Origin of the sequence: Thermogemmata fonticola, assembly GCF_013694095.1 — a bacterium.
In the GTDB taxonomy this organism is placed as follows: Bacteria; Planctomycetota; Planctomycetia; order Gemmatales; family Gemmataceae; genus Thermogemmata; species Thermogemmata fonticola.
In genome coordinates this window covers 644,884-658,841 of the sequence record NZ_JACEFB010000002.1, presented here as the reverse complement: position 1 = coordinate 658,841, position 13,958 = coordinate 644,884, and the positions used below count along the sequence as shown (strand labels likewise).

The 13,958-nt window shown below is 61.3% G+C and carries 10 protein-coding genes; 4 read left to right on the top strand and 6 right to left on the bottom strand.

Annotated elements, in window-relative coordinates; all coding sequences use genetic code 11:
* From H0921_RS06090 to H0921_RS06065, 6 genes are all read right to left on the bottom strand, one after another.
* The coding region (locus H0921_RS06090; RefSeq protein WP_261345453.1) for a hybrid sensor histidine kinase/response regulator at nt 1-1,567 on the bottom strand (1,567 nt) is incomplete at its 3' end.
* A gap of 43 nt (nt 1,568-1,610) precedes the next feature.
* The gene (locus H0921_RS06085) at nt 1,611-2,366 is read right to left on the bottom strand and encodes a thioredoxin domain-containing protein (protein WP_194537127.1); all 756 of its coding nucleotides are present in this window, start codon (nt 2,364-2,366) and stop codon (nt 1,611-1,613) included.
* Between the two features lie 349 nt (nt 2,367-2,715).
* On the bottom strand, nt 2,716-4,542 hold the full coding sequence (gene aspS / locus H0921_RS06080) for an aspartate--tRNA ligase (protein WP_194537126.1): 1,827 nt from the start codon (nt 4,540-4,542) through the stop codon (nt 2,716-2,718).
* A 175-nt stretch (nt 4,543-4,717) separates the two neighbouring features.
* The gene (locus H0921_RS06075; protein ID WP_194537125.1) at nt 4,718-6,322 is read right to left on the bottom strand and encodes a hypothetical protein; all 1,605 of its coding nucleotides are present in this window, start codon (nt 6,320-6,322) and stop codon (nt 4,718-4,720) included.
* Nucleotides 6,323-6,473: 151 nt separating this feature from the next.
* On the bottom strand, nt 6,474-6,785 hold the full coding sequence (locus H0921_RS06070; protein ID WP_194537124.1) for a Rieske (2Fe-2S) protein: 312 nt from the start codon (nt 6,783-6,785) through the stop codon (nt 6,474-6,476).
* Between the two features lie 239 nt (nt 6,786-7,024).
* Complete coding sequence (locus tag H0921_RS06065; RefSeq protein WP_194537123.1) at nt 7,025-9,310, bottom strand: spermidine synthase; 2,286 nt, start codon at nt 9,308-9,310, stop codon at nt 7,025-7,027.
* Nucleotides 9,311-10,099: 789 nt separating this feature from the next.
* Between H0921_RS06065 and H0921_RS18135 the strand changes: the two genes are divergently transcribed.
* The 4 genes from H0921_RS18135 to rplW all read left to right on the top strand — a co-directional run bounded on the left by H0921_RS18135 (nt 10,100) and on the right by rplW (nt 13,850).
* Nucleotides 10,100-11,488 carry a HEAT repeat domain-containing protein gene (locus H0921_RS18135; RefSeq protein ID WP_194537122.1) on the top strand — a complete coding sequence of 463 codons (1,389 nt, stop codon included), beginning with the start codon at nt 10,100-10,102 and terminating at the stop codon, nt 11,486-11,488.
* A 502-nt stretch (nt 11,489-11,990) separates the two neighbouring features.
* Nucleotides 11,991-12,314, top strand: a complete 324-nt coding sequence (gene rpsJ / locus H0921_RS06055; RefSeq protein ID WP_194537175.1) for a 30S ribosomal protein S10 — start codon at nt 11,991-11,993, stop codon at nt 12,312-12,314.
* Nucleotides 12,315-12,556: 242 nt separating this feature from the next.
* Nucleotides 12,557-13,327 (top strand): 50S ribosomal protein L4, encoded by a 771-nt coding sequence (gene rplD, locus H0921_RS06050; RefSeq protein ID WP_228499050.1) that lies wholly within the window; start codon nt 12,557-12,559, stop codon nt 13,325-13,327.
* Nucleotides 13,328-13,484: 157 nt separating this feature from the next.
* Nucleotides 13,485-13,850 (top strand): 50S ribosomal protein L23, encoded by a 366-nt coding sequence (gene rplW / locus H0921_RS06045; protein WP_194537121.1) that lies wholly within the window; start codon nt 13,485-13,487, stop codon nt 13,848-13,850.
* Nucleotides 13,851-13,958 lie beyond the last annotated feature (108 nt).

Sequence of the window (13,958 nt, the reverse complement as noted above, 5' to 3'; positions counted from 1 at the left end):
GGATGGGCAGGTCCGTCAAATCGACGGGGATTATCATACGCCGTTCGATCGAACCATGAGCGCGGCGCAAGGGGATCTCGAAGTGGAAGGTGCTTCCCTGCCCCACCGTGCTTTCCACCCAAATGCGCCCGCCCATCATCCGAATGAGCCGATCGCAGATGGTCAAACCCAAACCCGTCCCGCCATATCTGCGAGTAGTCGAACCATCCGCTTGAGTAAACGGCTGGAAAATGGCTTGCAACTTGTCTGGAGGGATGCCGATACCTGTGTCGCTGACACTGAAGCGTACCCGCTGGACCTCGCCTTCCGCCGCCACCAATGCCACGCGGACCGACACCTCGCCCTGAGGGGTGAATTTGATGGCATTGCCGACCAGATTGATAAGCACCTGCCGCAAGCGCACGGGATCCACCCAGACGGTATCGGCCACCTCGGCGGCCACATCGCAGGTCAATTCCAGGCGCTTGCTATGGGCCTGCGGTGCTAGCCCGCGCAAAGTATCGCTGATGAGATCGCGCAGCAGCACAGGAACTGGGTCCAGGTCCAGCCGCCCCGCCTCGATTTTGGAGAAGTCCAGGATGTCATTGATCACGGCCAAAAGTGTTTCCGCGGAGCTTTTGATGACGTTGAGTCCTTCCCGCTGTTCGGCAGTCAATTCGGATTCGAGGAGCAGTTCCGTCATACCCAGCACGCCATTCATGGGGGTACGAATTTCATGGCTCATGTTGGCCAGGAAAGCGCTTTTGGCGGCATTGGCGGCTTCTGCGGCGGCCCGTGCGGCTTCCGCCACGGCCATCGCCTCTTGAAGCTGTTGCGTTCGCTGCCGCACCTGTTCCTCCACAGCGGCGTGGGCCTCTTCCACCGCGGCCTGCCGATGAGCGGCCACGCGCAGGTCCTTCACCCCGATCACGCAAGCGTAAATCAAAAAGATATCCTCAAACAGAACCCAGCCGGCGTGCTCGAGCCAGCGCCAGCTCGCCCCCCAAGCGGTACCATACACGGATTCCGGCCAAAGCCAGCCGCGCAGGAAATGATCCGCCGCTACCACCGCACTGGCCGTGATCAAGACCCGCCAATCTCGATAGAAGGCCAAAAATGCCAGGGAACCGAAGACATGGAAATGCGTCTCAATTCTTCCTCCCGTGAGATGGATGAGCAACGCCGACATGAGCATTTGGGCTGCCGCGATCACATGACGAGTCCAAACCTGACCCGGATGCAAGAGCACGAAGATCAAAGGCAAACTGACGATCAACCCGCCGAGCAAGCTCGCCCCCCAGACATGAGGATGGACCCGGCTTTCCACCCCCGCCCAGGTCCACGGGGCCACCCAGATGGCCAAGGCGATCGCCGCAAGCCACTCGCAGACCAGCAAGCCCGCAAATAGCCGATCCGTCCGGCGGTGGATCAGGGACAGTTCCGCAGCGACCAGTTCCTCGACGCGGCGCTCCCGTCCGCCAGAAGTTGGTCGCTCGGCTGGAGACGCGAACCGATCTGGACCGCCTTCGCACTCTTCTCGACCTGCCGATGCCTTTCCCTCTACGGACGCGGAATCGCGAAGTTCCATAGCTCCAACTCCGGGAATGGCCTAGTATACCGGACGCACTCGGTCAAAATGGTTCATGCCGGCGGTCTGATGCCTGTCCGCGGGCCTCTTCTGGATCATCCCCTGCAAGACCTCTGCCGCTCCCCTCGCTTCCCGGTGTCCACAGGGGGCAGCCATAAACAGGAGCCGTCACCACCACCTGCATGGGTTCACCTGAGGTTTTCTTCCCGTCCCTCTCGAACGCCCGGCTGCCGTCAACTCCGACTGAACGGGAAGCTTCCTGAATCATCTGCATAATTCGCTGACTTCCCAGGCTGCTCCCTTGTTGTCCCCGTCCTGGAGTAATCCCGCCGCGGAAACGTAGCCGCCCTTGAGGATCGAGGACAATCACATGGCCGGAAGTGGCTGCCTTCCAGCGCTTGGCTTCCTGACCGCCGGAGTCGAGCGCCACGGACACCTCTGGGTCTGTTGACAGATCGTGGAGCAATTCCCCCTGTTCCCACCCGGCAGGCGCATCGGGAGGACGCACCACGAAAACCACGGCTTGCACCGACCCAACTGCCGCGGTTCCGGCCAATTGGTGCAGCAAACGCCGCAATTCCAGCACGCTGGCCTGGGAACACGGACAATGGGGATGAACGAACATCAGCACACGCCAAACACCTGTGGGGCCGCTAAATGAGGCCGTGCCGTCCGCGGCATCGGGGATTTCACCGGGCCGTTGTTCATAGGCGGACCACAGGCCGAAGCCATAAGCCGCCAATCCCACCCAAAGCAGCGTTACCGCGCACCACCCGATACGTCCGGCAGTGGTCACCATCGACTCTCCTGAGGATGGAAACACGGCCAGGTATTCATTCCCCGACCATAGTCCGGCGAGGGTCCCACGCCAATCTGCTGGTGCTTGCCGCTCCCCGCGACTTGCGCTCAGCTTCGAGTGAAATGTAGATCATTCCTGACGTGAATGCGGCGGGAATTTCGACAGTATTACCAACCCTTCTCCTTCAGGAGCGAAAAATTCCTGGTTCAGCAGAGGGATTCAGGGATTCATTCCTGCCGGTGGAGCAGACGTTGAGCAAGCAGGGGACATCGGGCGAGGAGGGACAGGCTCCTCCCGATCCGTAGAGGAAAGAGGGCGGCAACCCATCAGTTGCCAGGGGTAACCGGCCTCACTTTCCTGGAGTGATGGTGCGGAGGAACAATTCAGCCAGTTGTTTTTCGGCGACGGTGCTGGGAGCGCCGGTGAGCGGGCAAGTGCCGCGCTGCGTCTTGGGAAAGGCAATAACATCCCGCAGAGAAGATGCCCCGGTCAGCATCATGACAATTCGATCCAGGCCGAAGGCTAGCCCGCCATGAGGGGGTGGACCGTAGCGCAGAGCCTGGAGTAGGAAGCCGAACTTCTGTTGGGCCTCTTCTTCCCCGATGCCCAGGAGCTGGAAGACGCGGCGCTGAACGTCCGCCCGATGGATGCGGATCGAGCCTCCGCCCAATTCGACGCCATTGAGCACGAGGTCGTAGGCTTTGGAACGGATCCGGCCCCAGTGCTGACTATTGTCACTGAACAGCAGGGGCAAATCCTCGTCTTGCGGCGAAGTGAAGGGGTGATGGACGGAGACCCAGCGCTTCTCTTCTTCGTCCCATTCCAGAAGGGGAAAGTCCACGACCCAAAGGAAGTTCCACTGTTGGGCGGGCATGAGGTTGAGCAACTGGCCCAAGCGCAGCCGAAGGTAAGCCAGATATTTGCTGACCGCGGTATAGTTCCCCGGCATGAACCAGAGCACATCTCCGGGCTTCGCCCCGACGCGGTGAAGAAGGTCCGCCGCGATGGGAGCGAGATGCTTGGCAATGCCCGTCTCTAGCTTCGGGGCGCCCTGGTCATCCGCCGCCACTTTAGCATAGGGCAATCCGCCAGCGCCGATGCCGCGCAGCTCCTCGGCCAGTGTATCGATCGTCTTGCGGGTCAGCACCTTGCCGCCGGGGTCCGACGAGACGATGCATTTGACTACGCCGCCGCTCTCCACAGCCTGCCGGAAGGGCGCAAACTCGGTTTGGGCCGCCAGGTCGGAAACATTCTGCAACTCCAAGCCGAAGCGGGTATCCGGCCGATCGATGCCGAAGCGATCCATCGCCTCCTGGTACGACAAGCGCGGCACCGGCCGGGGAATGTCATAACCAAGCACTTGAGCAAAGACCGCGGCGATCGCTCCCTCTGCCATGCGGATGACATCGTCGGTCTGGACAAAACTCATCTCCAGGTCCAGTTGGGTGAATTCCGGCTGACGGTCGGCCCGCAGGTCTTCATCCCGGAAGCAGCGGACGATTTGGACATAGCGATCGAAGCCCGCGACCATGAAAAGCTGCTTGAACAGTTGGGGGCTTTGGGGCAAGGCAAAAAACTTGCCGGGATGCAGCCGGCTCGGCACGAGGAAATCCCGTGCACCTTCCGGCGTGCTTTTGGTCAGAAAGGGCGTTTCCAGCTCGACAAAGCCGTGGGCGTCGAAGTAGTCCCGCAGGGTCTTGGCCACGCGATGGCGGATGAGGAAGTTGCGTTGCAAACTGGGGCGGCGCAAATCCAAATAGCGATGCTCCAGGCGGATTTCTTCATTCGCGCTGGTGTAGTCGCTGATCTCGAAGGGAGGCGGGGGGGATTCGCTGAGAACTTCCAGCTCTTGCACCACGACTTCGATCTCTCCGGTGGGCAGCTCGCCGGTGTAGAAGCGAGGCGAGACGTTCCCTTCGCCGCGATGGGCGACGACTCCCCGAATACAGATGCACCATTCGCTGCGGAGTCGGCGGGCCTCTTCCAGCACGGGGCGCGGGGTTTCATCCCCGAAGCGCAACTGGGTCATGCCGTAGCGGTCCCGCAGGTCCACGAAGACCATGCCTTTATGGTCCCGATGATGCGCCACCCACCCGGCCAGAATTACCTCCTGACCCGCATGGTGCGCCCGCAACTCGCCGCAGGTATGGGTCCGCTGATGATAGGGTAAAGGCATCGATTCCTCCACATTTAGCATCCGCCGCTGTTCCACACGTCGCCTTGGGCAACAGGCCGTTTCACGTCTTTTATAGCAACCTTCGCCGCTGCCATGGGCGGTGCTTCAGGGATTCTCAGCCACCCCTGCCCCCAGTCGGCAGGAAGCGCAGAATCCCCCCTGTTCACGAAGTGAATCAGTTGTCGCGAGCAGCCCGCAGACCGGGATGGTCCAGGTCCACACGATAGAGGATTTGATTGTAATCGTAACGCGGAGTGCGGATAGGATTGCCGGAGAACTCGGCCGTGTAGGTGCCCTCCAGATGGATGAAGCGCCCGCCCTGCCGGTCCAGAAACGGATGGTGGCACACGTTGTAAAAGCTGTAACGCTCATGCTGGACGATCCGAATCGCTTGGCGGAAGGGTCCAGTCGGTTCTGTTGCCTCCGCATACCAGACATCGCCGAGGAGCGAATCCTGTCCGCCGATTTGCCCTGCGATCAGCAGCCAGCGCTGGCGATAGGGATTCCACCGGACTGTGCCGTTATGAAGATGGATGCGCTGGGAAGGACGCGAATGATCCGCTGGACAGAAGCGGGTCTCGGACGCTTGCAGGCGCCCTGTCTGAAGCCAGCGCCATTCTGTCTGGGCATCCACAGGGGGATACTCTTTCTGCCAGCGCCACTGGAGGCGGCCTTGGTCATCGCGCAGCGGCCCCACCGGCTTGCCGTCTTTGACTCCGCTCGCACAACTGAACGCCTCGTACTGACGGGGGTCTAGCACCGCTTGATACCGAGCCGGCACGCGCACCACCGGTGCAGGATTACCGAAGAGCAAGTAGGGGACGCCCTCGTGGACCCAACGGGTTGCGTGGCCAAAGGGGTGCCGCCAACGCTCCGCCAACGGCAATTCCCGCACTGGCTCGAAAATCTGCTGGTCATCGTTCCACAGAGCGATCCCATGTTCCAGTTCCTCAGCCAGTCCTTTGCGGCGGGAATAGTGACAGAGCAAGCGCTCTTGGCCCTGCTCATCGGGCACAACGCACACGCCGTCGATCCAGATCACACCCTCGGGACGTTGGGGATACGGTATCATGGGCCGGGCAAAACCGCTGGGATCGGTGAAGTATTCGTATGGGATGCCTTCCGCAGGATCGAAGTCTTCCTTGAACAACGGCGTGGAGGCCCCCGCGGTGCGGAACAACCCCAGCGGATAGAGCAAGCGATTGGTATCTCCCCAGAACCAAAAGATGCGCTGGCGGTAGAGGGCCGCTTGGACGGAATCCTGACCGGCGACTTGGCCCCGACCTCGACGCCCCGCCGCTACTGCCTCTTGGCCGCCCGCCGGGGCCTGCGGGATACGGTAACCTAAAAGCCAACTGTCATGATACAACCCCTCGCCGGTCAAGCGACACAGCCGTTCTGCAATCTGCCGCCGCTTCAGACGGATGACCGATGGCTGGCCTGCCTGCAAGGTCAAGCGCACGCCGCGGAATCCAAACCCGTCTTTGGGGACTTCATAGCCGTGACTGTGTACATAAAAGAAAACCTCGCGGTCGAGCAAATCCGGGTCTCCAACGGCGATCCGCCCGGCATTGTCCGTGACGAAGCGGACATGATGCACTGTTTGTAACTCAACTAAGGGGACTCCCCGCCCGCTGTCCGCATCGAGCACGCGAATTTCGGCATACGGCGTTCCCGTCCTTTTCCCCGCTGTGGGATCGGAAGCTCCTGCTGCCGTCACCAGAGTGACGAAGCCGCCGAGCAAGCCAAGCGTTCCAAACGACTGGATCCCCCCGTGCATGGAATATCTCCTTTTGCCCACCCCCCGCAATCTGCCGGGATGAAGGGGGATGGGTGATTTGGGGCCGTTCAACGTTAGGGCAGCGCCCCAGGAAGGGCGTTCCGATCCCCGGCCAGCATGCCACAGATATTGGGACGATGGCAGGGCAAGGTCAGTCCGGAACTTCCAGTTGGATTTCATCCCCGACGACGTGGACGGGATACCATCCGGTTTTGACGCGGGGATTGTCGGCCCAGGCTCCATCGGCCAACCGGAAGCGCCAGGCATGCCAGGGACAAACCACGCAGCCATCCTCAATGTGGCCGCCGGACAGCGACGCCCCCTGATGGGGACACGTATCATCGATGGCGTAATAAGCCCCGTCCACGTGAAAAACTGCGATGTCCTTATTGTTCCAGGTGACCACCACACTGCCACCTGGTGGAATGTCCCCCACTTTACCGATTGTCACCCGCTGCGGCACGATAAACTCCTTCGACAACCCATTTTGTATGGGATACCACACATCCCATCGCCAATAGACCTTGTTGAGGATCCCTCGGTTGAGACGGCGTCAGGCTCATTGTTGGCTTCAGCAAGCCTCAATCGCCTCAGCCGATTCCCGCACGTTTCCCAAGCGTGGAACAGCTTACGGACGTTATATAGCTGGCTCGAAGCGCGCAGGGAGAGGCACGGCATCGCGGGCGGAGGGTACGCGAGGTTTCAATCCTCCCGTTTCTTCCAGACCCGCAGGACATTCGCAAAATTATCGCGCCAGATGGGGCCAGGCGTCCAGGGCACCTTCTGCCAGTAGGGACTGCGGGCAAGCACGCCCAGGTCCGTCTCCCGTTCGGCCAGGAGCATCCATTGGGAATCGGTTTTCCCGTCGGCCCGCTGCTCGTCACTGGCAATGTCGTAGCAGTAACGGACAGCCAATTGGGAATCGATATCCATAGCGATCCGCATGACCAATGGCGGCAGATCAAGATGGTTGTTGGAAATATGAACGGCAAGCACACCCCCTGGAGCGAGTTTTTGGAAATACAGCTCGAAGGCCTCCCGCGTCAGCAGGTGGATGGGAATGGCGTCGGAACAAAAGCCGTCAAGAATGAGCAGGTCGAAGGTGTCATCTTGTCGGCGTTGGAGTTGGCGGCGTGCATCTCCCAAGACGATGTCACAGCGGTCGGCCCGGCAGGCAGCGAGGAAACCGAAATACTCCTGAGCGATGCGCACGACCGCAGGATCGATTTCAAAGAAGGTCCATTCCTGTCCGGGCTGGGCATAGGCGGCTAGAGCACCCGTTCCCAAGCCGATGACTCCCACCCGCCGCAAGCGTTGGGCTGGCAGATGCTGGAACAGATGCCCCATCGGCCCTTTGGCATGATAGTAGGTCATGGGGCGCGGGCGCTCCGGCGGATCATCGGTCCGCTGCTGTCCGTGGATGGTGTTGCCGTGCACCAGGCGCCGGAAGTGTCCATCCGGTGACAGCGTAACGCGCACCACCCCGAAAAAGTTCCGCTCCATGTGGAGCGTTCGCCCCAATTCACCGCGGTCGAACGTACCGGCCAGAAAGAGCGCTCCTAAGGCTAAAGCATACCGCACCGGCCGGCGCGCCAGGGCAAATGCTGCCGCTGCCGGAATGCCGAAGATCAGCCCCCCGCGGACCCAGCGGTAGGTCGTATACCAGGTCGGATCGGCCTCGTGAGGCGGTTCCCACCAATTGGAGACTCCCAGAACCAGGGCCACGGCCATCGCCAGTAGCATGAGGACATAGAGCAAATCGGTCCCTTCCCAAGGCCGGGAGGTGCCAGACTCCATGCAGCGCGGCCGGACCAAAGCGGCAGCCAGCAACGCCAAGGGGTACTCCACCATCCCCAGCTTGTGGAAGACGAGAGGCGCAATCAAAGCCACCACCACGCCTCCCAACATCCCCCCCAACGACATCCACAGGTAGTAAGCCGTCAGGTGCTCCGCCGGAGGCCGATCCCAGGCTAACTCCCCATGACAGATAAGACACACGCCGAACAGCGCCCCCAAGTGAAGCAGCACGACCAGCCAAAACGGCTCCGAGGCTTGCAACAGCAAGGTCAGCACAACGAAAAGAAGCAAAGCGGGGGTGATCCGCCCGATCAACCGGTGTAACGTCAGGGGCCAACGGGAGAAAACGACGATGAAGCTGAGTAGATACAACGCCAGTGGCACCGCCCACAACAAAGGTACGGGAGCCAAGTCGGTCGAAACGTGGGTTGTCACGCCCAGCAGCAAGCAGGAGGGCAGCGCAGCCAAAAACACCCAGCGCAGCAGGCGTGGCCGCGGCAACGGAGGTGTAGCAGCACCCGCCGCCTTAGGGTCCAGCGGCAGGCCCGCCAGTCCCTCCCCTGCTCCACGCCGGCGTCCCAGCACCACACCCGCGCAGCCGACCACCAGCAGCATGTACAGAACCGTGCCGCCCAAGAAGACCCATTGCTGCTGCTGCAACGTCAAAGCCGGTTCCAAAATCAACGGGTAGCCCAGCAGGCCGACCAGACTCCCCGCATTGCTGGCCGCGTAGAGAAAATACGGGTCTCGTGCGGTGTGGTGATCCGTGGCGGCATACCAGCGCTGCAACACCGGAGAACTTGTGCTCAACAGGAAAAACGGCGCCCCCACCGCCATGGCCAAAAGCACTACCAGCGGCAAGATCGGATAATCCTGATCCTCCGGAAGAATCGCGGCCCACACCGGCACCGGCGTTCCGCTCAAAAAGACCGCACCGAGGAAAAAGGCCAAAACGAACAGCAGTAGTACGGCATGCAAGGCGATTTGGCGGCGAACGCCGAACGCCCGGATGGAATGGTGGGCATACAAATAGCCTGCCAGGAGCAAAAATTGGAAGAACACCATGCAGGTGTTCCAGACTCCCGGCGGCCCCCCTAACAACGGCAACAGCAGCTTACCGATGAGGGGTTGCACCAAAAAGAGCGTGGCGGCGCCCACAAACAGGGTTGCGGCATACAAGGCGGGAAGCAAAGCGACCTCCACACGCTCCCGAACCGATCACGCGGGGCTGGCCGGCCTATAGCAATCCACTACTGCCGATGATAAACAGCATGCTAAGGAATGGGCCGACGGGCAAGAGGGGAGTTGCCCAGATAAACTATTTCAACCCGATAGAACCGGCCGATTCTAGCGATCTTGACGCCCAGCCCTTACAGGGCACTGCTCCTGCATAGCACCGGCCCCAACCCCTTTGCCGGTAAGTGCTGGCTGAAATCCCCCCCAAGCCTGCCCTCCGCCCCAGCATCCCGCGGTTACGCTCCCCGATATTCCCACAGAATGGCTCCCATCCGATGGCTACACCATCCACTTCTACCCGCAAATTGGACCCCAGAGCTGGAATCAGGCCGGCTCACTGCATAGGAAAGGTCTAACGATTCGACTAAGCGATGCCGTTTGGAACGATCGCTACGTCCTCTCAGGTGTTTCCAGCCTTATTTATGTTCCGCCGATTCGCCGCTCTAACCCTTTACGTCTGAGTTTCGACCTTCCCGCTTTTGCCAGGGAAAGCTGATTTTTCTGTTCATCCCGCTCCACTCGCGCTGTCGATATATTTCCTAGCTCCACGAGCCAGGCTGCATCTGACAAGCGGGGTGGAGCAAGGAAGCTCCCCCATAAGTTTCCTGAATCGTGGAGCGTAACAGGGAGACTTCCTCACGAGAAAATTCCGCGGCGTGCGGCAGGGAAGCCCCCCGCGGGTTGCTTCAGATTGACGGTTTTTGCGGCAAAAGCGTTCTCCGTTGCTTTCACGGAGTGGATCATATGAAGCGCTGGTTATTCCGCTGGTTATTCCGACGGGGTTGGTTGCTGGCCATGGGTGGTATGGCGGCGGCAGCGGGTTTGGCTTGGGCCCAGGGCGGGCGTATGGAAGCGCCTCCCCCACCCCCCAAAGTGGGCGACGTGATTACCTTGCGATTCCACGATGGCCGGGATCGCACCGTCAAAGTCCTCAAATCCGAACGGCAGCCCGACGGCTCGTATCTGTCCGAAGTCCGCGACCTCAAGACCGGCGAGGTATTCAATCTGTTGGACCCGCCGAGTTCCCATCTGCCGCCCCAGAAGTCAAGCGGGAAGCTGAGTCCTGGCAAGGGGGGAAGCATTCCTCTGCCGCCCCCGCCTCCGACTTCCAATTCCCCTTCCACTAGCGGGAGGGACAAATCCAGCCGTTCCAATCGGCCGTTGTTGAATTGGTTCCGCTCTGGCAGCTCCGATGCTCGCAATGAACGCCAGGGGACGGCGGTCGATGCGGAGAAGCGGCCCGGCTTGTTCCAACGCCTATTCGGCGGGCGGAAGAAGGACACCTCCTTGGACAATCCGCCTCCCCCACCGGGTTTGCTTCCGCCTCTGGGCGCCGGCAGCTCGCGTTCCAACGGACGTTCCCCGGAGAAAATCCCGGTAGCACCAGGCGCTACCACTCTCCGGCCGCCGCCTGGCAACACCCCTGCACCACCCTCGACGTTCCCCTTGGCCATGCCCCAGCGCCCGCAGGTGCCGCCTTCTCCTTCTCCAACCGCGACGCCGGAACCGCCACGTGCCCAACCGGCGATACCACCCGCCGTACCGTCCGTTCCTCCCCTGCCCTCCACCCCCGCGACGGCCAATCCGCTCCCCCAACCCACACCTTCTGCTCCGGCGCCGGTTCCGAATGTTCCTCCCGTGCCGGCTCCCAGCGTTCCGACCGCTCCGGTGCCGGATGTCCCCCCCATTCCGCCGATCACGATTCCTGTGCCTCCTGGCGGCGGCCTGTCACAAGGGATGCCGAAGAGCGGTATTGCTCCGGCCAGTGCCCAGCACGTAAGCACGCTTTTGGCTGAGCTTCCGCCGCCGGCTGCACGAGACCTGCAACCCTATGCCCACGCCCTGCAACACGCTGTAGCACCCAGTGCCCGTGCTCTGGCAGCTCGCGCTCTGGCCGACAGCCCTCATGGCGCGACACCGACAGTCAAAAACCTCCTGTTTCAGGTGTGCCAAAGGGACCCGGCACCGTTCGTACGCGCCTGCTGTATCGATGAACTCGCCCGCCTCGGCCACGCGGACCCGGCCTTCCTGGCCTACCTGCACCAGGCCAAGGCAGATGGCGACGAACAAGTCCGCTTGGCGGCTCAACTCGCCCTCCAGAAATTGGCCGCAACTTCTCCATCCCACCGCTAAACGCCATCCCTGCGGTCTCGTGCTTGAATTGCAATCTTCCGCAACTCTCCTGCGACCACGCCGCCTGGACTCGCTCCAGGCGGTGGATCACTTGGGGAGCCAATTGTGGAGCTGATCCCGGTCCCCATCCCTTGCCCGCCCGATCGCATAGCTTCGGCCTGACCACAGCCCGACTTTGCAGACCCGCCCGACTTTGGAACATGGACAGCAGGGGGGAGACTCCACCTCCTCGCTGACCGGTTAGGATTCTCTCAGAAGGAAATCCGGGACTTTTCCAACACAGGTCCTTGACGATCCCCTTCCCACTAGCTATCCAAATACTTTCCCGGTCCTGAGGGCGCTGCGGCGTGGGAACCCCCGCCTCAACGCGCGCCGGGGTGTTCCCCCAAAACGGCTCTGGCCCCGACGGCGAGGATTGGCATCATCAACCCGAGGAGACGGGGTACGGTTCGAGATCGCGGGACGGTTCGAGGTCTTGTGAGGAGGCGGCATCGTGGCGGCTATGTACCGCGAACGCATTCGCATTCGGCTGGAAGGGTACGATCACGAAGTGCTCGATCGCACCGCCGCGGAGATCGTTCAAACCGCACGGGAGACCAACGCCGAAGTGCGCGGGCCTATCCCGTTGCCCACCCGGATCGAGCGCTACACCGTGCTCCGTTCTCCGCACATTGATCGGGAAAGCCGCGAACAGTTTGAAATCCGTACCCACAAGCGGTTGATCGACATCCTGCGCCCCACGCAGAAGACGATCGAGGCATTGAACAAAGGATTGAGTCTGCCGCCAGGAGTCGATGTCAAAATCCGCGTATTGTCCGGGCGGTAGATCGAGTCGTGCGGTCTTTGCCGTGGAGCACAGACGCGGGGCGGCGACGGAGTTCCGCTCATTCGACGATGCGGAGGGTTGAGAAAACCAACACGGCCACGCGGTTGGTCTTTCGCTACAACGAGGTTCTGTCTCGCCGCGGGCATGGGGACGAATCACACGAATAGCTGCCAGGCACCCCTTGCCCAATAGCGGCATCTCCGCCGGGAGATGGCAGGACCGCTGCTACAGGTGATAAGATCATGAGTGCTTCCACACCATCGACGGAATCGCCGAACGTTCCCCCGTTGATTCGGGAGGTCACCGGCATCCTGCGCGTCCCGGTTCTGGATCGCCAGGGACAGGCGGTCGACACCGTGGAGATCGATCCCGCCCTCTTCGGAGGGAAGATCAATCGCCAACTCATGCACGATGTGGTGCTGATGTATCTGGCCAACCAGCGGGCCGGTACCCATCACACCCTGCGGCGTGGAGAAGTGGCAGGAAGTACCCGCAAGCTCTTCCGCCAAAAGGGCACCGGTTATGCCCGCGTCGGCTCGATCCGCACCAACAAGCGCCGCGGCGGTGGGACAGCCAAGGGACCCAAACCGCGCGACTACGAATACCATCTGCCGAAAAAAGCCGTCCGGGCCGCCACCCGCATGGCCATCCTGTCCAAGTTCGTGGATGAGGAAGTCGTGCTCCTGGATGATCTCTCCCTGCCCGCCCCCAAAACGCGGGAGATGGCCGCCCTGCTCCAGGGCATCACCATCGGCACACGGACCGTGGGGGAAGGCGAACAGGCCCGTGAACAACGCCTCACCCTGCGCGACACCACCGTCCTGATTGGCACGCCGCAACTGGACCATATGATCTACCGGGCCGCCCGCAATCTGCCCGGCGTTCGCGTCCTGCCGGTGGCGGAATTCAACTGCTACACCGTCCTGCGGTACAAACGGCTGCTGCTGTCCCGCGCCGCCCTGCAAGCCCTCCTCCAAAAGTACCAAGCGGAGCGAGCCGCCGCAACAACATGAGGCCAAAAACTCAGACATGCAGGGATTTCAAACCGAATGTCATCGAAATCAATGAGTTAATGTTGACGTTGGTGCCCCGATAGGGAAACGAACTAACCGTAGGGAAGAGAATCCAGCGACCTGAGTTGAACCGAACGCGAAGCTGAGGCCGTCGATCATGGCACGCACTCGACCCCATCCGAAAAAATACCTGCGCAAGCTGGCCCTGCGCCGCCCCTGCGTTCACGGCAAGCCGGGACTGGAATTGCGCCCGTACCAGGTTCTCCTCCGTCCCTTAGTCACCGAAAAGGGGACCCACCTGAGCGAGCACCGCAACACCTACTGCTTCCAGGTGCATCCTGCGGCCAACAAGATTCAGATCAAAGCCGCCGTCGAGGAGATGTACCAGGTCCGGGTGCTCGAAGTCCGCACCCAGAACCGCAAGGGCAAGCGCCGCCGCTTCCGCAACATCATCGGCCAAATGCCGAGTTGGAAAAAAGCGATCGTCAAGGTCCATCCAGAGGACAAGATCGAATTCTATTGATCCGTAGCGATGTGGTAGGGGAACCCCTCGTGGCTTAGAAGGGGAGTTCCCCGGGAGGCCCAATGCGGCTCAACCGCTGCTAAAAGGCGCAACACCACTTGGACATCC

What these genes read in the sequence shown, in the direction of transcription:
- H0921_RS06085 (WP_194537127.1), bottom strand. Translation starts at nt 2,366, where the DNA reads ATGGTGACCACTGCCGGACGTATCGGGTGGTGCGCGGTAACGCTGCTT.
- aspS (WP_194537126.1), bottom strand. Translation starts at nt 4,542, where the DNA reads ATGCCTTTACCCTATCATCAGCGGACCCATACCTGCGGCGAGTTGCGG.
- H0921_RS06075 (WP_194537125.1), bottom strand. Translation starts at nt 6,322, where the DNA reads ATGCACGGGGGGATCCAGTCGTTTGGAACGCTTGGCTTGCTCGGCGGC.
- H0921_RS18135 (WP_194537122.1), top strand. Translation starts at nt 10,100, where the DNA reads ATGAAGCGCTGGTTATTCCGCTGGTTATTCCGACGGGGTTGGTTGCTG.
- rpsJ (WP_194537175.1), top strand. Translation starts at nt 11,991, where the DNA reads ATGTACCGCGAACGCATTCGCATTCGGCTGGAAGGGTACGATCACGAA.
- rplD (WP_228499050.1), top strand. Translation starts at nt 12,557, where the DNA reads ATGAGTGCTTCCACACCATCGACGGAATCGCCGAACGTTCCCCCGTTG.
- rplW (WP_194537121.1), top strand. Translation starts at nt 13,485, where the DNA reads ATGGCACGCACTCGACCCCATCCGAAAAAATACCTGCGCAAGCTGGCC.